This is a genomic window from Winogradskya humida, assembly GCF_016862215.1.
Classification (GTDB): domain Bacteria; phylum Actinomycetota; class Actinomycetes; order Mycobacteriales; family Micromonosporaceae; genus Actinoplanes; species Actinoplanes humidus.
This window is the reverse complement of record NZ_BOMN01000098.1, coordinates 43257-65607: the sequence shown is the minus strand read 5'-3', so window position 1 is coordinate 65607 and position 22351 is coordinate 43257. Positions and strand designations below refer to the sequence as shown.

The 22351-nt window shown below is 70.8% G+C and carries 18 protein-coding genes; 6 read left to right on the top strand and 12 right to left on the bottom strand.

The annotated features are described in order from the left end of the window. Positions 1-2: 2 nt before the first annotated feature. The 6 genes from Ahu01nite_RS34410 to Ahu01nite_RS34385 form a co-directional block, all read right to left on the bottom strand. Positions 3-1748: a vWA domain-containing protein gene (locus tag Ahu01nite_RS34410; RefSeq protein WP_203840889.1), complete on the bottom strand. Its 1746-nt coding sequence runs from the start codon at positions 1746-1748 to the stop codon at positions 3-5. After that, positions 1745-4078: a hypothetical protein gene (locus Ahu01nite_RS34405; protein ID WP_203840888.1), complete on the bottom strand. Its 2334-nt coding sequence runs from the start codon at positions 4076-4078 to the stop codon at positions 1745-1747. Before Ahu01nite_RS34405 ends, Ahu01nite_RS34410 begins: the two co-directional genes overlap by 4 nt. Continuing rightward, positions 4075-4818, bottom strand: coding sequence for a nucleotidyl cyclase domain-containing protein (locus Ahu01nite_RS34400; protein WP_203840887.1), 744 nt, complete (start codon positions 4816-4818; stop codon positions 4075-4077). Before Ahu01nite_RS34400 ends, Ahu01nite_RS34405 begins: the two co-directional genes overlap by 4 nt. 322 nt (positions 4819-5140) lie before the next feature. After that, complete coding sequence (locus Ahu01nite_RS34395) at positions 5141-7006, bottom strand: DUF6345 domain-containing protein (RefSeq protein WP_203840886.1); 1866 nt, start codon at positions 7004-7006, stop codon at positions 5141-5143. 100 nt (positions 7007-7106) lie between these two features. Then, complete coding sequence (locus Ahu01nite_RS34390) at positions 7107-8279, bottom strand: FAD-dependent oxidoreductase (RefSeq protein WP_203840885.1); 1173 nt, start codon at positions 8277-8279, stop codon at positions 7107-7109. Further along, positions 8276-8872, bottom strand: coding sequence for a PadR family transcriptional regulator (locus Ahu01nite_RS34385; RefSeq protein WP_239159355.1), 597 nt, complete (start codon positions 8870-8872; stop codon positions 8276-8278). Before Ahu01nite_RS34385 ends, Ahu01nite_RS34390 begins: the two co-directional genes overlap by 4 nt. Positions 8873-8974: 102 nt before the next feature. Between Ahu01nite_RS34385 and Ahu01nite_RS34380 the strand changes: the two genes are divergently transcribed. Continuing rightward, positions 8975-10372, top strand: coding sequence for an alpha/beta hydrolase family protein (locus Ahu01nite_RS34380; protein WP_203840884.1), 1398 nt, complete (start codon positions 8975-8977; stop codon positions 10370-10372). Here Ahu01nite_RS34380 and Ahu01nite_RS34375 read toward each other — a convergent pair. Together Ahu01nite_RS34375 and Ahu01nite_RS34370 are read right to left on the bottom strand one after the other, a co-directional pair. Next, positions 10353-11636 (bottom strand): acetamidase/formamidase family protein, encoded by a 1284-nt coding sequence (locus tag Ahu01nite_RS34375; RefSeq protein ID WP_203840883.1) that lies wholly within the window; start codon positions 11634-11636, stop codon positions 10353-10355. The two genes, Ahu01nite_RS34380 and Ahu01nite_RS34375, sit on opposite strands and share 20 nt — an antisense overlap. A gap of 67 nt (positions 11637-11703) precedes the next feature. Then, positions 11704-12444, bottom strand: coding sequence for an SGNH/GDSL hydrolase family protein (locus Ahu01nite_RS34370; RefSeq protein ID WP_203840882.1), 741 nt, complete (start codon positions 12442-12444; stop codon positions 11704-11706). A gap of 170 nt (positions 12445-12614) precedes the next feature. Between Ahu01nite_RS34370 and Ahu01nite_RS34365 the strand changes: the two genes are divergently transcribed. After that, the gene (locus tag Ahu01nite_RS34365) at positions 12615-13067 is read left to right on the top strand and encodes a hypothetical protein (protein ID WP_203840881.1); all 453 of its coding nucleotides are present in this window, start codon (positions 12615-12617) and stop codon (positions 13065-13067) included. Positions 13068-13122: 55 nt separating this feature from the next. Continuing rightward, the gene (locus Ahu01nite_RS34360; protein ID WP_239159354.1) at positions 13123-16794 is read left to right on the top strand and encodes a SpoIIE family protein phosphatase; all 3672 of its coding nucleotides are present in this window, start codon (positions 13123-13125) and stop codon (positions 16792-16794) included. Here the strand turns inward: Ahu01nite_RS34360 and Ahu01nite_RS34355 are convergent. Both Ahu01nite_RS34355 and Ahu01nite_RS34350 read right to left on the bottom strand, forming a co-directional pair. Next, complete coding sequence (locus Ahu01nite_RS34355; RefSeq protein WP_203840880.1) at positions 16722-17288, bottom strand: GNAT family N-acetyltransferase; 567 nt, start codon at positions 17286-17288, stop codon at positions 16722-16724. The genes Ahu01nite_RS34360 and Ahu01nite_RS34355 overlap by 73 nt on opposite strands. 17 nt (positions 17289-17305) lie before the next feature. Next, positions 17306-17887 (bottom strand): DUF4232 domain-containing protein, encoded by a 582-nt coding sequence (locus tag Ahu01nite_RS34350; RefSeq protein WP_203840879.1) that lies wholly within the window; start codon positions 17885-17887, stop codon positions 17306-17308. A 62-nt stretch (positions 17888-17949) separates the two neighbouring features. On the opposite strand from Ahu01nite_RS34350, the gene Ahu01nite_RS34345 reads away from it, so the two are divergent. The 3 genes from Ahu01nite_RS34345 to Ahu01nite_RS34335 are packed head-to-tail and all read left to right on the top strand — an operon-like array spanning position 17950 to position 20240. Next, complete coding sequence (locus Ahu01nite_RS34345; RefSeq protein WP_203840878.1) at positions 17950-18411, top strand: DUF427 domain-containing protein; 462 nt, start codon at positions 17950-17952, stop codon at positions 18409-18411. 42 nt (positions 18412-18453) lie between these two features. Next, entirely contained in the window at positions 18454-19029 is a 576-nt protein-coding gene (locus Ahu01nite_RS34340; RefSeq protein WP_203840877.1) for a TetR/AcrR family transcriptional regulator, read from the top strand. A 50-nt stretch (positions 19030-19079) separates the two neighbouring features. Then, positions 19080-20240, top strand: coding sequence for a hypothetical protein (locus tag Ahu01nite_RS34335; protein WP_203840876.1), 1161 nt, complete (start codon positions 19080-19082; stop codon positions 20238-20240). A 68-nt stretch (positions 20241-20308) separates the two neighbouring features. Here Ahu01nite_RS34335 and Ahu01nite_RS34330 read toward each other — a convergent pair whose 3' ends face one another. Both Ahu01nite_RS34330 and Ahu01nite_RS34325 read right to left on the bottom strand, forming a co-directional pair. Next, complete coding sequence (locus Ahu01nite_RS34330) at positions 20309-21334, bottom strand: carbohydrate-binding domain-containing protein (protein ID WP_203840875.1); 1026 nt, start codon at positions 21332-21334, stop codon at positions 20309-20311. A 50-nt stretch (positions 21335-21384) separates the two neighbouring features. Further along, positions 21385-22326: a LysR family transcriptional regulator gene (locus Ahu01nite_RS34325; protein WP_203840874.1), complete on the bottom strand. Its 942-nt coding sequence runs from the start codon at positions 22324-22326 to the stop codon at positions 21385-21387. Positions 22327-22351 lie beyond the last annotated feature (25 nt).

Genomic DNA, 22351 nt, shown 5'->3' with positions numbered 1-22351 from the left:
CGTCAGACCAGTTCCCGGGCGAGCCGGAAACCGGAGGGCGGCCGGGGCGCGAGCTCGAGATCGGGGCGCCCCGCGATGAGGGCCCGGCCGGAGTCGAGGATCGTCTGGGCGAGCGACTCCCAGTACTGCCGGATGGCCTGGTGGACGTCGGTGTCGGGGGTCATGACGTAGCCGAGTTCGGGCTGCGTGGCGAGGGTCGAGATCAGCCGCGCGCTGGCGCTGCCGAAGCCGGTCGCCACGATGTGCGGGGCGTACCGGTGGGCGGCCGGATCGATCAGGCGCCGGTGCGGGCTGGCCCAGGTGGTGTCGTCACCCGGGTCGCTGCCGCTGAGCAGGTACACCACCGGTCGCAGCACCTTCTGCTGCTGCTGTTTGAGCTCCTCGATGTCGGGGGTGATCTGGTCGAGCAGCATCTCGAAGGCGCGCGCGTAATCGGCCGGGCCCCGGGCCGCGAACCAGGGTGACTCGCTGCCGGAGACCACGGCTTCCAGCCTGGTGCGGGTCGCGAGCTGGTCGGCGAAACCGAGAACCGACAACCGGATCGCGGGGGAGACGTCCGCGGCCCGTAACAGCTTGTCGTGCAGGGCGTGTACGCCGTTGCTCAGATCGCTGATGTACGGGCCGACGCCCGCCGACTCGTCAACCATCAGGTACACGGGCTGGACGCCGTCGGAGGGCTGCCACACCTTGGTGACCGGGTCCTGCTCGTACACGACCGCGGGTTCGGGCTTCGCGGGTTGCCCGGCCGGGCCGACCGCCGCCGGTGGATCGGCGCGCTGCAGGAGCGGTGGCTGCGTCCACGCCGTGCTCCTCACCGCGGCGGGCGGGGCGGCCAGCCCCATCTGGTGCATCAGCGACGGCAGATGCGACTCGACATCCCCGGCCTGCAGCAGGTCGTTCTCGACGAGGAAGCGGAACAACTCGGCGGTCTGCGCGCTCTGCCCGTCCTGGCGTTCGAGCATCGCCTGCTCGTGCGCCATCAACAGGTTCAGTGCGTTCTCCGTGTCGTGCGGGTTGCGGGCGAGGTGGAGCATCACCATCTGCCGCGCGGACATCTCGCCGCCGCCGCCCAGCGCGGCCATCTCCGCCTGCGCCGCCTGGATCCGGCCGATCTGCAGCATCCGGTCGAGCTCGCCCTGCTGCAACGTCTGCTGAACGTTCACCGCGTGCAGCGCCTGGTTCGTCTGCAGCGAGCGCCCGGCCTCCGCCTTCTGCCGCAGATACCGGTTGGCTGCCTCGTCGGGCAGCAGCCGTGGCAGGACCTCGGTGAGGGTGATGCCCTGCGGCAGGGCGACCTCGCCGTCGAAGGCGTTGCGCAGCGCGGTCTCCGCCTGGGTGGACTCCTCGATGTCGAAACCGCGGGTGATCACCCGGAACCTGTTGGCCAGGTGGCCGTACACGACGGGCAACGGGTCGCGGATGTTGCGCCGCACGACTTCCGCCGGGTCGCTGACCCGGAACGTCACGTCCACGGTGGCGATGAAGAAGTAGAAGTCACCCCGTGAGGGCAGCGGGGTGCTGCGCAGCTCCGCGGTGCGCCGGTGTTCGCTGAGGTCGACGTCGTAGCGGGTCCGGTACTGCGAGAACGCCTGCTCCGACCAGGTCAGCGGTCGCCCGTCGAAGTACGCGACCTGCCCGGCTGCGGTCGAGTAGACCACGCCGACGTTCGGCAGGGTCGCCTTGCTGCGGTCGAAGATGCCCCGCTGCACGGGGGTGACACTGAGGATGATGGAAAGGGGATGGGTCACCGGGGCTCACTCCTCGCATCGAGCGCGGCCTCGACCGCGTACGCCGTCCGGGGTTTGGGTTGCAGGTTGTCGACGGCCCGCCAGCGGGTCACGTGGCGCCGGATCAGGTTGCCGGTGCGGAGCTGTTCGGCGGCGGCGGCGAGCATCCGGCAGAACGAGACCTGCACGTCGCCGTCCGCCTCGGCCAGCGCGGCCCACGTGTCCAGCGCCTGCTCGGTGGCGAGCGGGAACGTCCCCGAGTGCAGGACGTGGCGCCACATGCCGATCAGGCCGTGGCGCAGTGGCAGCCGCTGATCGGCGAACATCAGCAGCGTCGGCCAGGACGTCTTGACCGCCGGGTCACCCATCGTGACCTCGGTGGTGAGCGACCGGGCCAGCTGGAGGAAGGCGAACTGGCCGGTCAGTGCCCGGCGGCGGTCGTTGAGCCAGCCGGAGATCCGGTCCAGCACCAGGGGTGCGTTGTCCTGCTCGTTCTGCAGGATCAGATCGCCGAGGCTGCCCGCGATGGCCGACGCGATCGCGATGTGGTCGATGGTGGCGAGCCGGTCGAGGGCGGTCAGCGCGTCCGGGGCGCTCTGCCGGCCGAGGCTGATGCCGTACGCCCTCGCCGCCGTGGCCTGGCCGAACGGGGAGTCGCGGTTGGTGTACAGGCCGGTGATCACGGCGGTCACGAGCGGGCGCAGCTTCGGATCATCGGCGGGTACGCGCAGGGCGTACGCGACGACCTCGCGGTTCTGGATGCTGTCGTCGTCGATCGACATCGGGCGCAGGGCCTCGGCGTGGACGAAGTCGAACGCCTGGCAGGACAGGACGCCCAGCGCGGTGCCGGACCAGGCGCGCACATCTTTGTTCGAGCTGACCGCCAGATCGCGCAGCCAGTCCAGCAGGACCCGCTGAATGTCGAATTCCCGCCACACGTGGGTGAGGATCTGGAGGGGATAGCTGGTGTCGGCGTACTCGAGGACCTCCGCCGGACCGGTGCCGAACGGGCCGCGCACGGTCGTCGTGCGTACCTGGGCCCGCAACAGCCGCAACCGCTCCCGCCTGGTACGCCGGAACGGGTCCCGCCACGGCGCCACGACATGCACCGTGTCACCACCGACGACCAGGGGCGGCCCGTCGAGCCGGTCGGCCAGGGCATCGGCGGCGCGGACCACGATCTCGTAGGGCAGCCCGTTCAACGCCGCCAGCGCGATCGCCATGCACCGGTCCGGGACCTCGTCCAGCCCGCCGAACCAGATGTCGAAGTCCTCGATGGTTCGCTCGGCCACCCGGGCGCGGACCCGGTCCACGTCGACCGTCGCGCCGCTCAGCTCCTGGCTGATGATCACCGCGAGGTCCGCCGCCACCTTCAGCGACATCACCCCCGTGAAGGTCTCATCGGCCAGCTCGGCGACGCTCTTCTCCGCGAGCAGCCGCTGCGCGAGCTCCCGGTCCTCCAGCCGCCACGCGAGGTGGCTGGCAAGGATCTCGGCGTGCGGGCGGGCCTGGCCCAGCGCCACCACGTGCTCGCGGATGTCCTCGTCGGCGAGCGGGGCGTCCGTGCCGAGGGTGAGCACCATCCGGGCGTCGATGCGTTTCATCACGGCTTCGAGCTGCTGCAGCATCCAGCCCTGCACCTCGCCCCACCGCTGTGGCTCGCACAGCAGGAAGCCGGCGCCGGGCGGCAGCGGGTTGTCGTTGTTGGCGTCGTCCAGCAGCGTCGTGAGCCGGGCCAGGTCGACGTCGTTGTCCAGGTTGTAGATCGGGCGCTCCGGCACCGCCTGCAGCATCCGGATCGCGGCCGCGACCTTGCCCTGATGCGGATCGGCGCGCAGCACCACGAGGCGCTGGTCGAAGAGGACACCGCGGATCTTCGGCCAGTCCGCGGGCTCGACGAACGCGTGCCGCACCGGCTCGGTGAGCTGGGCACCGAGCGGCTGCATCGGCGCCTTCTCCTTGCCGCCGAGCATCATCACGAGCTTGTCACCGGCGACCAGGTCACCGGAGAGGTTGTACGCGGCCTTGCGCAGCCGCTCCTCCAGCCGGTCGTCGGCGGCCTCGGGCAGCGCGCCCCGCTTCTCCTGGTCCTCCAGACCGGTCGTGGAGATCGGCTCCGGCTGCGGCCCGGCCTGCGGGACGGCGGCCCCGTCTTTGGCGGCCTCCTTACCGGCGGCCGCGTCCTTCGGCGGCCCTCCCGCGGGCTTCTGCGCGCCCGAGGTGGGTTTCGCGGCGTTCCCGGCCGGCTTGACCGGGCCCGGGGTGGGGTCCTGCTGTTTCTGCGGCGCGGGGCCCTGCGGTTGTGGGATCGCCGGTGCCTGCTGCTGCGGCGGTGGTGCGGGTGCTGTCATCGGGGATACTCGTTGCCGTGCACGGTCTTGTGACCGATCACCTGATCGCCGCCGAAGGTCAACGGCCCGTGGAACTGCACCCCGGCGGACGTCCTGCGCTCCCCGCCCGCGGGCGACGGTTGCGGGGCGGGCGCCGGCGCGGGCTGCGGGTTGAGGTGCGGCGGGTGCGGGTAGCCGGGGATCTGCACCCAGGCGGTCTCCTGCAGCTCCTTCATGTCGATCTCGACCGGGGCGAACGACGCCGTGTCGATGTGCCGGAAGCCGTGCCGGATCACGCTGCGGTAGATGTCGTCGGAGGCGATGAACGCCATGGTCGCCGCGGGTGCCGAGGCCAGCGCCGCGCGCAGCGGGCCGGCGTCGACCAGGCGGGCCGCGGTGTTGATCGCCTCGCCGACCCAGCCGTTGCGGTCCTGCTGGCAGGTGCCCTGGTGCAGCGCGACCCGCATCCGCATCTGATGCTCGGCGGAGAAGAAGCCGGCCTTCTCCCGCAGGCTCTCGTGCAGGGCGATCACGAACTTCCCCGCGAGGGTGACCCCGTCGGCGGTGGGCGGCACGAGCATCAGGATCCCGTCGCCGCGATCCAGCTTGACCACGGACTCCCAGTCCAGGCCGGCGTCCTCGAACGCGTTCTCCGTCACCTCGTACATGGCGGTCCGCAGCGACGCCTGCACGGGCACGAGCCGGCGGCCGTATCCCTCGACATCGACGACCACGATGTAGTGGAACGTGGGATTGCGCATGGAGGGTCCTCCGGGAAAGAAATGAACGTCGACATAGCACTGTGTGGATCGGCGGCGTCGATGAAAAGGTCATCTGGCACAGAGACCGGGATCGCCCGGACGTCTCGTTCCCGGCCAACATAGAACCGTGGGCCGGGCGCGAACCAGCGAGCAAACGGACAAGTTGACATTTCGAGCAACATGGCCACGGGGCGCTGAATGATCGGCTGAGCCCCGTCGTCAAGCGACCGATTCCATTCCGCCTGTGCCGGAATGCGGTTATTTGGTGTGACGAAAGCAGCGCTCCACCGGGGGACGGCGGAGCGCTGCTTCGGGCGTACGGTCAGACTGTGCCGGAGAGTGACCACATTCCTGTGCCGGCGGTGAGCGGGATGTCCGGGCCGGTGGGGCCCTGGCCCCAGAAGTAGTCGCCGATGTTGGTGACGCCGTCGGAGCGGATCAGGCCCATCGAGCGGTACTTGACGCCCGACGGTTCGCGGTCGATGGCCATGGCCGCCCAGGCCGACTGGACCCGGTAGGCGGGGCGCAGCTGCCACCAGAGGAACTTCTTCGGGAACAGGTACGACGCGAACGTGCCGCCCGTGCCACCGCCGACGCAGTACGCGTTGGTGTCGAACCCGTTCAGGATGTGCAGCCCGGCGAACGCCTGACGCCAGCGGCCGAAGTAGTCATGGTTGCCGTTCGTGTCGCGCAGCACCTGGCACGATTCGAGCTGGAGCCATTCGAGGTCGTTGTTGCCCCAGCGGGCGTCGCCCGGCGTGATCGTGGTGTCGTCGTGGGCGCCCTTGAACGTGAAACCGCCCGGCCAGCCGTGGCCGGTGTACCAGGTCGCGTCGACGTCATCGACATACGAGTTGTCGTAGGGCTCCTTGAAGTCGCGTTCGAACGCGCTCGCGCCACGCCAGTCGAACTGCGTGGGGACGCCGTGATCGGCCATGACGTTGCGGAAACCGTTCGCGCTGTCCTGGGCGCACTGCCACTCGTTGATGGTCTGCTCGATACCGACGTCCGTGCGGCCGGTCGACAATGCCCCGAAGCCGCCGCCGCCGGGCTGGAACTCGGCGCTCGTCTCCCCGTCGCTGCCCAGGTCCACGTGGGCGGTGGCGGCCAGGCCGTTCGCGTCGGTTACCTCGACGGTGAGCTGCTCGCCGCCGTCCTCCCGATCGCGCGGGCTGCGCTCGTAGGTGATGCCCGCTTCGTTACGGCTGGTCAGGACGGTGGAGGAGGAGGACCACAGATAGGTGTACGGTGCTGTGCCGCCGTCGACGGACACCTTCGCGCTGATCGTCCCGCCCGTGCGGACAGCTCCGATCTTGCCCGCCGGTGCCGCGCCCTCGACCGCCGGCACGAGCCGGTGCGCCTGGGCGCCGTCGGCCGGGTTGCACGTGTACTGCGGAAGGATCGTGGACACCGTTCCCTTGCCGCTCGCGTCTGCGGCGCTCAGCTCGGGGAACTGGTAGCCGAGGGTCGGCTCGTCCTGTTTGACGCCTTCGCCGTAGAGAGCGGCGCATTGTGCGTACGCGCGCCTGGGGCTGATGACCTCGGCCTTGCCGCTCTTCTCCACCTGGCGCAGGGCGCTCGAGAGCTGGGTGACCGCGCCGTCGGGCCCGACGGTGAGCCGCAGCTTCGCGCCCTGCCCGGTGACGGGGAGGCCGCCCAGGTCCAGCCGGTAGCTGACCACCGTGTCGAGGGGGTAGACCTTGGCCTTTGCCCTGGCCGTCCTGCCTGTGGTGCTCGTGATCGTCAGCTCGGTGTGGGTGACCTCGGGAGTCGCGGTGAGATCGGGGCTCAGCTGAGCGAGTTTGACCAGCTCCGCGCCGCGTTCGAGGGCCTGCTCGTCGGCCACCGGGCGGATGCGTTGCAGGGCCTTGGTGTCCAGGGTCTGGGCGGTGATCTGCTCGCCTTTCTCCCCGCCCCGCTCGGCGGCGGCTTCGGTCAGCGGCACCTGCCCGTACGCCGTGTCGACGTAGCTGAAATACCCGTTCGGTTGCAGCGCGTTCTCGGTGCCGAACGCGCGGGCGAGCTCGCCGCCCTGCTCGGCGGTCAGCCCCTCCTGCACAACCGTGTATGTGGGCACCACGGTTGTCGTTTCGTGCGCGCTCGCCCCGGCGCCCCCGAGCGCAGGAGCCGCGAGCAGTGCGGCGGCCCCCACGGCAATGCGGCGCCGAGCCGGTGTGTGGGTGTTCATCTGATCCCCCGTGTGGTGTTCGGGGCGCCGGCTGCTCCGGGCCCCGTCACCACTCAGAGGGCAGCCGGAAAGATCCGATACGTCGTTTTCCGGATTGATTTCACGAGGTCACCGGGGCGTCCCAGTTGATGCGGTAGCGCTGCTCCTCGCCGGTGGTCCGCTCGATGTGCATGGCCTTCATCGCCAGCGGCATCAGCACCGGCATGAGCGTCCGCGCGATCGGGCCGGGCGCCTTGGCGTGGTTGATGCGCGCGGCACGTGCCGCGATCTGCTCCACGCGGTCACGGCGTAGGCGTTCATAGGTCCCGAAGGCAGCCGGAAGGTCGGGAAGATCGCGCAGACAGCGCGCCAGTTGCACGGCGCTCTCGATCGCCAGCGACGCGCCCTGGCCGGAGCTGTTCGACGGCGCGTGGGCCGCATCCCCGCAGAGGACCATGCGGCCGCGATGCCAGTGCGGCACCCGCGGCATGATCTGCAGACCGCCGACAACCTGCAGGGCGGCGGCGTCGGTGCGCCGGATCAGCTCTCCACCAGGATCATCATCTCCGTACGCCTCCCGGAGCACACTCATCCAGTCGTGTCTCCTGAGCGCCTCCGAGCGCCGCAGCGGCTGCTTCCACGGCAGGTTGGCACCCCACCGCGTCCCACCGCCCGGCTCCGGCCAGTAGAGGTAGTAACCCCGGCGGCCGAAAGCGAACGTCATCGTCCCCGCAGGCAGGTCCACCTCGTGGTCGGAGACGCCCTCGAAGCCGAGAACGCCGGTGAACTCCGGCCCGGGGGCGTCCGCGTCGATCAGCCCGCGCACGGTCGACCGGACACCGTCGGCACCGATGAGGACGTCGGCCTCCATGGTGCTGCCGTCGTCGAACGTCGCGGTGACCCCGGTCGTCGTCTCGTGCGCGCCGGAGAGGCGTTTGCCGAACAGGAATGGCACGCCCGCCTGCTCGTACAGGGCGCGGTGCAGAGCTGCGCGGTGCACCACGCGCAGGGGTGGCACGTCCTTGAGCGAAGGCATGGCGATGCGCTTACCGCCGAACGCCATGACCTGTCTGCTGATCGGCGTCGCGTGCTCCACAACGCCCTCGTCCATGCCGATGGCGTGCAGGGCCGCGACGCCGTTGGGCGCCAGGGCCAGGGTGCCGCCGAGGTGATCGTCCTGCGCGGCGTGCGCCTCCACGACCGTTGAGGTGATGCCGGCTCGCCGGAGCGCCGCTGCCACCACCGGACCGGCGATCCCGCCACCGACGATCAGCGCTGTGCGTACCTGTGTCATGGGTTCTCCTCGTGGAAGGCCCGCCAGGCGTCCAGCCCGGGGTAGGTGCCGAGGTCGATCTCGGCCAGCAGGGAGCGGACCCAGGCTGCTTCCGCGACCCGGATCGCGAGGTCGTATTCCGATTCGACGAGGAACAGACGGGGGACCTCGCGGCCGTACTGTTCGAGTGCCGCGCGGGCTGCGATCACCCCGTCGTCGAGGCGGGCGAGGCGTTCGCGGAGCAGGGCCGTCGCGTTGCCGGGGTGCAGGACGGACAGCACGGACAGGCCGGCCCGGAAGCGGGGGTGCTCGGGGCCCGGCATCGCGATCAGCTCGCGGACCCAGTCGACCAGCTCGTCGTGGCCGATGGTGGTGATCCGGTAGACCGTCCGTTCAGGACGCCGGCCGTCCCGGCCGACCTCGGCGGGCTCGATCAGACCGTGCTTGGCGAGGTTGCGCACGACGGTGTAGAGCGACCCCCACTTGATCTCCATGTCGTCGTCCTTGCCGCGCTCCCGCAGGATCGTGGCCATCTCGTACGGGTGCATCGGCCGCTCCACCAGCGCGGAGAGCACAGCCAGCGCCAACATGTTCGCCACCCTGCGTCGCTTCACCCGGCCACCGTATTATTCGCGTGCGAGTATTCGCAAGCGAACACGATGCGGGTGTTGACACGCATCGACGGCGGCCGTTTGATGTCACAGGGAGGTAGCCCGATGGTGATGAAGTGGAAACACTCCATAGTGGTGCTGACGCTCGGGGTCTCGCTGGTCGCGACACCCGCATCCGCGGCGCCGGCGGCCTGTACGGCGCCCACGCCCAGCACCACCCAGCCCGGCTACCTCGTCGCCGACCCGGACTGCGATGTCGACGGCACCCCGTTCACCGCGCTGCCGGACGCTTCCCGGGTCTACACCGGAATCCGTGACGGTGCGGCGTGGCGGGTCGAGCTACCGCGCCGGTGGAACGGCTCTCTGGTCGTCTACGCGCACGGCTATCGCGGTGCCGGCACGACCGTCTATGTGAACAACCCGGCGCTGCGCGCGCACTATCTCGCGCGCGGTTTCGCGTGGGCGTCCTCCAGTTACAGCACCAACGGGTACGACGTCGGGCAGGGCGTGCGCGATTCGTACACCCTGATCGATGTGTTCCGCCGCGCCACCGGCAAGCGTGCGAACGACGTCTACATGACGGGCGAGTCGATGGGCGGCCACGTCACCGCCGTCGCCATCGAGGAACACCCCCGCGCGTTCGTGGGCGCCATGCCGACCTGCGGCGTGATCGGGGACACCGAGCTCTACGACTACTTCCTCGACGCCAACGTCACCGCCGCCGCCCTGGCAGGTGTCGACATCGACTTCCCGCTCCAGCCCGCCGCCGACTATCCGCAGACATGGCGTGAACAGGTCGGCAGGATCCTGCCCAAGCTCGGCGTGACACCGGGCGCCCCGCCGGCGCTGACCCCGGCGGGGCGGACCTGGTCGGACGTCGTCGAGCGGCGTACGGGTGGCGAGCGCCCCGGATTCGACGGCGCCTTCGCGTACTGGAACACCGCCCGCTCGATCGAGCCCCTCAGCGACCTGCCGTTCCTGTTCGGCCTCTACCCGGGTGTCACGGGCGGGACCGGCGGCATCGCGGACGGCAACGTCACGGACAACCGGTTCACGGTCTACCGCAGCACCGACAAGCGGAAGCTCACGGCGGCCGAGCGGCGCCTCAACGCCGAGGTCCTGCGCGTGCGCCACACCGCCCGGGCCAGCGACGGCCTCGACGGCATCCCGCGCGTCGACGGCAGACCGTCCATCCCCGTCCTGTCGATGCACGACATCGGCGACCTCTTCGTGCCGTTCTCCATGGAGCAGGTGTACGCCCAGCGCGCTGCCGCCAACGGACGCTCGAACCTGTTCGTCTCCCGGGCGATCCGCGGCGTCGGCCACTGCGACTTCACCCAGCCCGAACTCCAGCGCGGCTTCGACGACCTTGTCACCTGGGTCCGCACCGGTCACCGCCCCGCCGGTGACGCCGTCCTCAACCGCCGCGCTGTCGCTGACCCGAAGTTCGGCTGCCGCTGGACCGTGGGCGTCCGGGACGCGTTCAGAAGTGTCCCTTGTTGATGACGCCGTGCACGCCCGTGGTGCGATCGACGACCTGGGAGACCTCGAAGTTCGCGGCTGCTGACAGGTAGGCGTACGCGACAGATCTGTCCATCCCGAGATCGTGCTGGAGGAAGTCGAGGGCATTGACCACCGCCCGGCGCATCGCGATGTCGAGATCGTTGCCCTGACCGTCCCGCACACCGTCCGGATCGGACAGCCCGATGGGGATCCACGCGTCCCGCGTCTCGGCGAAGGGGTAGGTGAACGCCACCGACGGCGCACCCGGCCTGCCCTTCCTGACGACGGTCAGGCGGAACGTCGCGCGCAGCGAGCCTTCCATCGCCGTGAGCGCCACCTCGCCGCCGCCCATGGCCAGGTGCGGGTCGCCGACGTAGAACAGCGCGCCCTCGGCGAAGACCGGCAGGTAGAACGTGGCGCCGACACCGAGCAGGTTGATGTCGATGTTGCCGCCGCCGAGGGTCGGCGGGATCGAGTTGAGCAGCGGGTCGGTCAGAGAAGGCGCACCGGCGAACGCCACGCCCATCATGCCCATGAACGGGTTCAGCGGGAACCTCACCTGCCTGCGCGGGCCGCGCGGCATGATGCCGTGGCCTGACCGCACGGGCGTGAAGACCGAGACGTTGCCGTAACGGGTCGGGTCCCCGGTCGCCCGGCCGTCGGTCGCCACCGGCGGCATGATCTCCGCCTCGGTGATCCCGGCGGGAACGGCGCCGCCCGCGAGCCGCGGCAGAGCGCCCTTGCCGTGCCGGGAGGAGACGACGCCGTACGGGACCCGGGGCAGCGCGGACAGCACCTCGATCTTCAGGACATCGCCGGGTGCGGCCCCGTCGACGTGGATGGGGCCGGTGACCACGTGCGGACCGTCCACATCGAAGTTACGCGGTGCCCGGTCGTACTCGCGGGCGATGTCGATCGCGTCGGTGAGGACCTCGCGCCGGGGGACGCCGTGCCCGGCGAACCACGTCACCGGGTCGCGGCCCTGGTCCTCGAGGATGCCCTCGTGCGAGACGGTGTCCACGGTGACCGTCTCACCGGAGCGCATCCGCAGGACGGCGTCGCTGGTGGTCGACGGCACGTACCCCCAGCGGACCTGATCCGGCCGCGAGCCCAGATAGTGCCGGCCGTGGATCGGCCCCCTGCCCGGCTGCAGAAGCCCGGCGACCTTGGGATGGGGGACGGCAGCCGGCATACCGCCGGCTCCGACCGCCGCAACCGCCCGCAGGAACGTACGCCGACCCAGCGCCTCACGCATCCTGTTCATTGGCGTAGTTCTATGCAGCGGGCGTGTCCCGGCTGTCGCGTAGGGATGACCGGCCGGTTAAGCCGTGTCAGCCCGGCTTGATGCTGGTCCAGTCGAGGTACTTGCCCGTGCGGTCGTCGCCCGAGGAGCGGCCCTGCAGGCGGCGCTGCACCCAGGGCAGGACGTGCTCGCGGTAGTAGCGGGCCTCGGACAGCACCCGGCGGGTCTCGGCCGGGCCCGGGTCGACCGCGTGGGCGGCCTCCGCGTAGCCCAGCTGGGTGAGCACGAGACCCGCGACCCGCTGGTGGCCGGCGGCGTTGAGGTGCAGGCGGTCCGCCGACCAGTACGGCGCGCGGCGGATCTCGACGTCGTGGAAGACGTCGACGAGCTGGGCGCCGTGCCGCTCGGCCAGTTCCCGGGTGGCCTCGGTGAGGATCTCGCCCTTGCGTCGGATCGAGGCGCCGAACGGGAGCCGCTGGGACGGGTCGGCGCCGCTGATCACCACGAGCCGGATGCCGGCGTCGACGACCCGCTTGATCGCCTGTTCGAGCAGGGCGATCAGGCGGACGGTGTCCGTGCCCGGGCGCATCATGTCGTTCCCGCCGCCGTTGAGGGTGAGCAGCGTCGGTTGCGGGTCGAGCGCGAGCGCCGCCGGCAGCTGGTCGTCGACGATCGAGGCGAGCAGGCGGCCACGGATCGCGAAGTTGGCGTACTGCACGTCGCCGGGCAGACCCGCGGCGACCAGGTCTGTCCAGCCGCGCGGTGACCCGTCGGGCAGCTCGTCACCCATCCCCTCACTGAAGCTGTCCCCGACCGCCGCGTACCGCATCCGAAACCTCCGTGAGATCGACAGAAACCTCACGCTACGCGAACGGCCGGCCGAACCGGCGAACCGGTCCGGGTGACCACGGGAGTGCCGGTTTACCCGCAGGGATGACATTGCTTGCCCGCGCCGCCGCGCGAATGGGAATTTGAAGCGGCGAAAGCGGATGGAGAACCGTGCATAAATACGTTGTGCAAGCGGTCGTCGCCGGCCTGGTTCTGGCATCCGCGGGGCAACCATTTCACCGGCATCCCGAAATCGATCTTGGCTGCGGCGCCGGTGACCTCGGCGCCCGAGCCGTCTACGAGATCAGTACGCAGGCCGGCGCCACGCTCGAACTGAGGTTTTCCGACAGTCACCGCTGCGCGTGGGGCTTCCTGGGCACCCGTGGCGCCGGGGAGCTGTGGATCGACCTGACCCTTGACGCCGGCGAAACGTGGGAGGGACTGCTCGGAAAGAGCCGGTCACGCCCATTTTCCGCCGACGGGACGAGCTATACCCCGGGTTATGCCGACAGCCCGCCGACCATGGTCCGGGTGTGCGGGCGCGACGTTTTCCCCGGTTTTGCGCGGATCATTTCCAACGTTGCCGAAACGTACACGCAGACTGTCTGCTCCGACTGGTTTTAAGCGCTCAGGCATGGTCAGGCCCGGCCACGGGTACCGTGCCGGGGGTGATGCGGGGATGATGGCCGGATTGTTCGCCGGCGGTGGGGAGACCGGACGGCTGATGGCCGGTCTCGACTGGGCCGGGACGCCGCTGGGCGCCGTCGACCAGTGGCCGCAGAGCCTGCGGGCGGCGGTGGGCATCGTGCTCTCGTCGCGCTATCCGATGCTGCTGCTCTGGGGCCCGGAGTACACCCAGCTGTACAACGACGCGTATTCCGCGCTCATCGGTGATCAGCATCCGGCCGCGCTCGGCGGGGATGTGCGGGTCACCCTCGCGGCCGGGTGGGCCGTGCTGGAGCCGCTGATCGCCGAAGCAATGGCCACCGGCGTCGCGAGCTGGGTGCCCGCGCTGCAGCTGATGCTCGAGCGGGCGGGGTATCGCGAGGAGGCGTACTTCAGCGTCTCGCACGCCCCCGCCCGGGACGACGACGGCCGTACGGTCGGTGTCCTCACCGTGTGCAGCGAGGTGACCGACCAGGTCGTGGGGGAGCGGCGGCTGCGGCTGCTGAGGGAGCTCTCGGTCCGCGCCGGCGGTGAGGCGATCGGCGCCGGACCGACCTGCGAACGGCTGGCGGCGGCGATCGCCGAGCACCCGCTCGACGTCCCGTTCGCCGGCATCTACCTGCGCGACGGCGACCGGCTGCGGCGCGTCGCGAGCTGCGGCACCGACAACCTGCCCGAGGAGCTGAGCGGCGGCGCCGGCGGCCTGCCCGAGGAGCTGAGCGGGGACGCCGACAACCTGCCTGAGGAGCTGAGCGGGGACGCCGAACCCGGGACGTACGGTGTGACCGGCGGGCCCTGGGACCTACCCGTACGCACAGCGGTGACGATCCCGCTCGACTCGGCCGGGCAGGGGCAACCGCTCGGCGTCCTGGTGGCCGGTGCGAGCCCGAGCCGCGCGCTCGACGACGGCTACCGCTCGTTCTTCCACCTGCTCGCCCAGCAGGTGTCGCTGGCGGTGCGCAACTCGTACGCGTACGAGGAGGAACGCCGCCGGGCCGAGCAGCTCGCCGAGCTGGACCGGGTCAAGACCGCGTTCTTCACCAACGTCAGCCACGAGTTCCGCACCCCGCTGACCCTCATGCTCGGCCCGCTGACCGAGGCCCTCGCCGACACTGCCGAACCGCTGGGGGAGCGTCAGCACGAGCGAGTCGACACCGCCCGGCGCAACGCGACCCGGCTGTTGACGCTGGTCAACAACCTGATGACGTTCTCCAGCCTGGAGGCCGGGAGGGCCGGGAACACCCCGCGCCGCATCGACCTCGCCGGGCTCACCGCGGACCTGGCCGGGGTGTTCCGCTCCGCCGTCGAGCGGGCGTCGCTGCGCCTGGTCGTGGAGAGCCCGCCACTGTCCCGCCCGACCGCGGTCGACCCCGTGAACTGGGAGACGATCGTCACGAACCTCGTCTCCAACGCGCTCAAGTTCACGTTCGTCGGCGAGATCCGGGTGACCCTCGACAGCGACGACCAGGGAGTACGCCTGCGGGTCGCCGACTCCGGCATCGGGATCAGCGCCGACGAGCTGCCGCACCTGTTCGACCGCTTTCACAGAGTTGACCTCCATAAAAGAGGGGTGCAGGGCGCCCAGGCGCGCAGTCACGAGGGCAGCGGCATCGGTCTGGCGCTCGTCCGCGAGCTCACCCGGCTGCTCGGCGGCGAGGTCACCGTGGCGAGCGCGCCGGGCTCGGGCACCACCTTCAGCGTGACGCTGCCCTGGAAAACCATTACACCCCAGGACGAAACCCCAGCTATGGGTACGCCCACCGCGCACGCCTACGCCCTCGCCGAGGAGGCGCAAGGCTGGCTCGCCGCCCCGGATCCCATTCCCTCAGGCGAGCATGACGTCCGGGTGCTGGTCGCTGATGACAACAGCGACATGCGGGCGTACCTGCAGAGGCTGTTGACCGCGGAGAACTGGCAGGTCGAAACGGTCGGTGACGGGCAGGCCGCGCTGGAGGCGATCCGGCGCCGGCCCCCGGATCTGCTGATCACCGACGCGATGATGCCGCGGATGGACGGCTTCGCCCTGGTACGCACCCTGCGCCGGCATGACGGCACGCGCACCCTGCCGATCGTGATGCTGTCCGCGCGGGCGGGTGGCGAGGCCGGCGTGGAGGGTCTCGACGCGGGCGCGGACGACTACGTGGTCAAACCGTTCACGCCGGCCGAGCTGATCGCCCGGGTCCGCAGCAACCTGCAGCGTGACCGGGACGCGTCCGCCCGGCCCCGGGGCGGGTCCGCCGGTACGACGGCGGTGATCGCTTCCGGCCGGGCGCTCGAGGAGGCCGTGCACGCCACCACCGAACAGGCCCGGGCGCTGCTCGACGGCCTGCAGGCGTTCACCGAGCTGAGCGGCGGGCCGGACCGCAGGGCGCTGACGTTCAGCACACCGTTGCCGGACGGGAAGGCGACCGCGGCGGACTCCGTGCGTACCCCCGTGAAGGGCCGGGACGGCAGCGAGATCGGCTCGGTCACGGTTCTGCTCGGCGCGCCGGCTCCGGCGCATGCCCAGGCCCTGCTCGCGCCGGTCGCGGCGATGCTCGCGGCGCTCGCCGAGAGTCGCTGGGAGCTCGACCACGAACGGCAGATCGCGATCACGTTGCAGCAGAGCGTGCTGCCGGAGACCCTGCCCGCGGTGCCCGGATGGGAGTTCAGCGCGCGGTATCAGCCGGCGTCCGGGAACCTCGGCGGCGACTGGTACGACGTCATCACGCTGCCCGGCGACGACCTGCTGCTCGTGATCGGCGACGTCGCGGGTCACGGCCTGGGCGCCGCCGTGACAGCCGCGCAGCTGCGCAACGCCGTGCGCGCCTACGCGGTCGAGGACGGCGGCCCGCAGCGCATCCTGTCCCGGATCGTGTCCATGCTCGGCCGGTTGAGCACGCCGTACTTCGCCACGATGCTGCTCGCGCGGCTCACCCCGGCGACGGGGGAGGTGACGTGGTGCACGGCGGGGCATCCTGCGCCGTTGCAGTGGGCTCCCGGGCAGGCGCCCGTCTGGATGCGCGGTGTGGTGGGGCCGCCGCTCGGGCTTTCCGCGGCCGCGTACACGTCGAACAGTTCTGTCCTGCCGCCCGGTGGCTACCTGCTGTTCTTCACCGACGGGCTGGTCGAGACCCGGGACGAACCGCTCGACACCGGGGTCTCCCACGTGCTCACCCGCTGCGCGGACGGCGCGGGGCGTGGCGTTCCCGCCGCCGACCTGCTCACCACCGCGCTGGCGGCGGCCGTGCAACCGGCGGCGGACGACATCGCGGCGCTCGCGCTCCGGCGTGCTCCCGGCGAGGACCCCGCCACGGCGCTGCCCACGATCGCCGACCTGGAGGTGAGCTGGCGCTATCCGCTGGTGCCGACCGCGTCCTCGATGATGCGCGCGGATCTGCGCGCCACGCTCACCGGCCTGATCGACGCGGACCTGCTCGGTGACCTGCAGCTCGCGGCGACCGAGGCGGTCAACAACGCGGTGGAGCACGCCCAGCAGCCGACCCGGCCGGAGGTCGACGTCCGGCTGCGGATCGCGCACGGCACCATCCGGGTCAGCGTCCAGGACTACGGCAGCTGGCGCGGCCGCCCGGCCCCGCTCGACCGTGGCCGGGGCGCCCTGCTGATGAACGCCTACGGCGAGGTGCGGGTGACGTCCTCGTCGACGGGCACCCTGGTCTCGATCGAGCGCAGACTCACCTCGTAGAGATACTCGGTGCCGTCCTCCTCGTCCCACTGCTCGCCGACGTGCTCGAAGCCGAAGCCCGCGATGGTCGCCAGCGAGGCCACGTTGTCGGGGCGGATGCTCGCGCGAACCGTCACGGCCTGCGGCTCGGAAGCAGCCCAGCGCAGCAGCTCGGTCACCATGGCCCGCGCGTACCCGCGCCTGCGGAAAGCCGGATCGGTGCTGTAGCCGATCTCGACCATGCCGGCCTCATCGGGCGGCCCGTGGAAACCGCCGGCGCCGACAACAACGCCGTCCGGGACGCTGACCGTCGCGCGCACGATCCAATCGGCGGCGCGCGGGTCGGCGGCGATCTGGTCGAGCCGCAGCCGCCACAACCAGGTGACCTCGTCGGAGAGGAACCACTCGGACAGCGGGACACCGGTCAGGTCGCGGGCGGTGGCGAGATCGCCGGCCAGCAGCGCCTCGAGAACGGGCGGCGGCAGGGGCACAAAACGTACGGAAGGCTGGGTCATCGCGGAGATCATCGCACCTACTCCCAGGGCCCCACACCCATTTTTCCGGTGGTGCCCAGATCGACGTTCAGCGGGAGCGTGTGCCGGGGCTGCCCCTCCGCCGGGGCGACACTCAGGTAGGCGCCGAGCATGAAATCGCCCTCACCCGGGGCGTTCGTGCTGCGCCACAACAGCGCGGCGCCGATCTGCTCACCCGGCGCGACCTCCACCCGCTCCGGGGTGTCCTTCAGCGTGTCGACCTGCTGAATGTTGTCGGTCCCGACCAGAACCTTCACGTCGAGCTTCCGGTGGTCGGCGTCGAGGACATCGACCAGGGGATAACCGTAGGCGACGTACGGTTTCGTGCCGCAGTTGCGCAGCTGGATCCCGACGGCCCGCAGCCCCATCGCGCCATCGACCTCGCTGAGCGAAAGCTCCACACCGGGCTCCAGGCACCCGGTATCACCCACCGCCGCTGGGGACGGCGAGACCGCGGCCGGCACGGGCACCGCCGGCGCGGGCGAGCCGAGCACCAGGGGCCGGCCGTCCTCCGGGGAGACGTCGCAACCCGCGAGCAGCACCGCCGTCACCAGCACGGGCACCAGCCATCGTGTCCTCATTCCGGCCATCATGCTGCACGGTGCCAAACCGGGCGGCGGCGCTGACGGCGTACGGTCAAAGGGTGGAATCTGTGTGGGATTATCCGCGGCCGCCGCGGCTGGAGCTGAGCCGTGCGCGGGTCAGTATCGTGCATGCCGGGCAGAGCATCGTGAGCAGTGATCGGTGCTGGCGGGTGCTGGAGACGTCGCATCCGCCGGTCTATTACGTGCCGCGCGAGGATGTCGCGGCGGGGGTGCTGCAGCCCGCTCGGGGGCGGTCGTTCTGCGAGTTCAAGGGCGACGCGACCTACTGGGACCTCAGCGTCGGCGGCGCGCGGATCCCGGAGGCCGCGTGGTCCTACGAAGATCCTTCCCCGGCGTACGCCGAGATGACCGGCGCCGTCGCCTTCTATCCCAGCAAGGTCGACGAGTGCCGGGTCGGGGACGAGGTGGTCCGCGCGCAGGAGGGTGACTTCTACGGCGGCTGGATCACGTCGGACATCACCGGTCCGTTCAAGGGCGGGCCCGGCACCCGCGGCTGGTGACACTATCTTGATCGCGCGTTCCAGAAAAGGTAGCGTGTCGGCATGGCGCGGTTGCGGGAGTTCGACACGGAGCTCGCCGTGGCGCGTGCCATGGAGCTGTTCTGGCTGCGCGGATATGAGGCGACGTCGGTGCGCGACCTCACCGAGGCGCTCGGGGTCGGGCAGGGGTCGCTCTACGCCGCGTTCGGCAGCAAGGACGGGCTCTATCGGGCGGCGCTGACCCGATACCGGGAGACGCTGGCCGCCGACGCGCTCGCCTCGCTGGAGGAGTCCGGCGACGCGCGCACCGTCATCCGGGCGATGCTGCTCGAACGGGTCGCCATCGCCACCGACGGCGCTCGGGGCTGTCTCCTCGTGAATGCGATCGCCGAACGGCTGCCGGGCGACACCGCCACCGCGCGGGCCGTCCGCGAAACGCTCGATGCCAGCAGGGATGCCCTCGCCGAGGTGCTGCGCGCGGCGGGCAGACGCGGCGAGATCCGGACCGGCCGCGATCCGGTCACGCTGGCCGCCTTCCTCGTCACCTTTCTCAACGGGCTGCTGGTCGTCTCGAAGGTCACGCCCGAGGTGCGCGAGCTCGAACCGCTCGTGGAAATTGCGCTGTCCACCCTCGACTGATTTTCTCGTGCCCAAATTCTGTATCGCACGATCCACAAAAGGAGTGGCTCATGACTCTCGGCGGCAACCGCTGGAACACCCTGCCCGAGCGGGCGAACCTCACCGCGGACAGCGTCTTCGCCCAGCTCCGGCCCCTGTTGCAGGGCGCCGTGCAGGCCACGGACGACGTCGACCCGCACATCCTCGATGAACAGATCCGCGCCACGCTCGCCCTGGGCACCCGGGAGACGTCACTGCCACTTTCCGGGTACGCCGACGCTGCCCCGGTCACCCGCGAGCTCGCGGAGCAGGCCCGGACGATCGGCGAGACGCTGGCACAATGGGCATCGCGGGCCCTCGCCGAGTCGCTGGACGCGCCGGTGCCGCTGCCCGGTGGGCCGCTGGCAATCCGTAGTCACTGCGACGGGCACCTGCTCACCCCGGCCGCGGCGGACCTGCTGCTCGGGAGCCGGGGCGGGCCGGTGGGGATGCAGCTCTACAACGAGTGGCTGCACCAGATGGTCCTGCTGCGCGACGCGTTGCTGCCGTTCACCAACTGGGCGGAGGTACCGCTGCTGGTGACCCCGCAGGGCCTGCGCCACGTCGAGGCCGCCCGGGAGAAATTCCTCGCCGAGCTGATGTTCCGGCAGGTCCGGCACACCAGCATCGTGGCCTTCGCGCGCACGGTGGTGACCGGCACGTCCGGCCCGGCGGGTTACGGCTTCGACCATGACACGGGTACGGCGCTGCCGGCGGTCGTCGGCGGTTCAGTCCTCACCGCACCCCGCTACCTGTTGTCCTGGCGGCCCGGCAGCGTCACCACCGGAACGGCGACGTACGTCGCTGAGCACGCGGACTACTACGCGGCACCTCGTACACCGCTGCAGGATCTTGGTACAACGCTGAAGGATCTTGCCGAAGACGTGCCGGATGCTGTGCTGAGCGCTCGCGTTGTCGCGAGCCCGGTCGTTGGCGGGGTTCGTACCGCTGCCATCGAGGTTGTTCGTGGCGCGCAGACCTCGCGGGTCGATCTCGGCCAGGCCCTCCGCGGCCATCGCTTCGCCCATCGGCGCCCCGCAGCTGTTGCGGCGCCTGAAATCGGGGCGGTTCTTGTCGTTGACGGCCTGGTGTGGACGGACGGCGCCGAGATCGGTGTGCCCGCCCACCCGGACGACCTGGTGAGGCTCGCGCTGCTCGGCAAGCTGTACCCCGACAACGTCGTCCTGCGATGAGCCGGCTCCACCTGGGCGCCGGTGAGCGTGTCTCCCCGGGCCCGGGCCCGGGCTTCGGCGAGCGTTTCCTACCGGCCCGGGCGGCGGCCGCCGAAGCCGCCCTCGGGAGCGACTCCCGCGGTGACGGTGGTCAGCTTCTTCGCCGAGCCCAGGGTGCCCGAGGCGGACAGGCCGCCGGTGCTCGTCCCTGAGGCCTTGCCGCCCGAGTAGATCGTGTACTTGCCGTCCTTGGTGAGCGTGGACGACGAGTACACGAGGTTCTGCATGTCCTTGCTCGTGACGAACGTGGCGAGCGGTTTGCCGTTGGCGTCGGTCACGTACAGGGTCGTGCCGGCCGGGACGGTGGAGGCGAGGGTCGCCGAGAGCCAGGCCTGCGTCGAGTCCGTGCCCGGTGCCACCGGCATGCCCGAGCTCCCCGCCGCGATCAGGATGCCGCCGCTGATGGTGAAGGCACCGTTGACGTCCAGGGCGCCGTTGTTCCTCTCGGTCGGGCCGTTCACGACGACGGTGCCGCCGGTGATCGACGCGGTGCCGTTGGAGTCGAGGCCGTCGCCGTCCGCGTTGATGATCAGGGTGCCGCCGGAGACGGTGACGTCGAAGTCGCCGACCTGCTCGCCTCCTCCGCCTCCTTCGCTGTCCCCTTCGCTTTCCCCCGACCCGTTCACACCGTCGTCGCTGGAGGTCACGGACGCCGTGCCGCCCGCGACGGCGATGTGGGCCGCTTCGAGACCCTCGTTGCTCCCGGTGATCGTCACTCTCCCGGCGTCAATACGAAGAGCATCCTCCGCGTGTACGCCGTCATCGCCGCTCGCCGCCGTCAGCGCGACGCCGTGGAGGTGGACCGAGCCGTCACTGTGCACGGCTTTGTTCGCGGCGAGCACGGTGGCCGCGTCCTGGCCGGCGTCGACCGTGGCCGCCGCGCTCGTCTGCGCGGTCGGCGGGGTGTCGCTGTCCTTGTCGTCGGTGCGGGCGGTGAGCGCGGCGGCGGCCAGAACTGCGGAGCTGACGGCGGCGATCAGCTCCCGAAGGTGAGCAGGGCGATGGCGACGAGGTCGGCGGCGACGACCAGGAGCTGGTTCACGAAGGTCCCTCATCCGGCGGTAACGACGCGTCCATTACGCCTTAGTGAGCTGTGAACCCGCTGTTAACCATCTGAGGGTCCGGTGCGGTGCGCGGGTTCGAGGCGATCGGGTTCGCGGGTCCACAAGGCCGCCCGCAGGAAATGCGCGAGCACGGGGGAACGGCGCTCGTGCCGCCGCCAGAGGACAGCGGCCTCGACGGAGGTGAGCGGGTCGCTCAGGGGGAGCACGTGCGCCCCCAGGCCTTCGGCGAACGAGGTCAGCGAGGACGGGACGAGGGTCACCGCCCGGGTGGTGACCGCCAGCCGGATCGCGGTGACGGGGCTCGCGACATGGCGACGGCTCTGCGGGTGGAGGGCGGCCCGGGCCCAGGCGCGCTCCACCACGTCGCCAAGACCGGGGAAGCCGGGGTGTGCGGTCGGCAGGATCCAGCGTTCGTCGGCCAGATGCTCCAGGATCGGCGAGGCGGGCCGCTCGTGGACGACGGCGACGAGCGGTTCCCGGCGGATCAGGGCCACGTCCAGATCGCGGCGGGTCAGCCGGTCGAGCTCGGCCGCGTTCGCGCAGTAGACCAGGCCCACGTCGCTGTCCCGATCGCGTACCCGGGTCACGACGTCAGGATCCGCGGCGTCGTGGATCTCCGTCGTCACCTCGGGTGACGTCTCGTCGAACTGGCCCAGCACGGCGGGCAGCAGATCCTGGGCGATCGCGGGGGACGCCGCGATCGTGAGCCGTCCGCGGCGACCGGTGCCGACGGCGCGGACCGTGGCGGCGGCTGCCTCCATGGACTCGAGGATCTGGGTGGCCTGCTCGATCAGATACCGGCCGGCCTCGGTGGGCTCGACCCCGCGAGGGTGCCGTTCCAGCAGCGGTACGCCCAGCTCCCGCTCGAGCTGAGCGATCGCCGCGCTCAGCGGGGGCTGCGTCATGGCGAGCCGTTCGGCCGCCCGCGACACCGATCGCTCGTGCACGACCGTCACGAGGTAGCGGAGCTGCCGGATATCCATATCGGAAACGTATCGTAAATGCGCC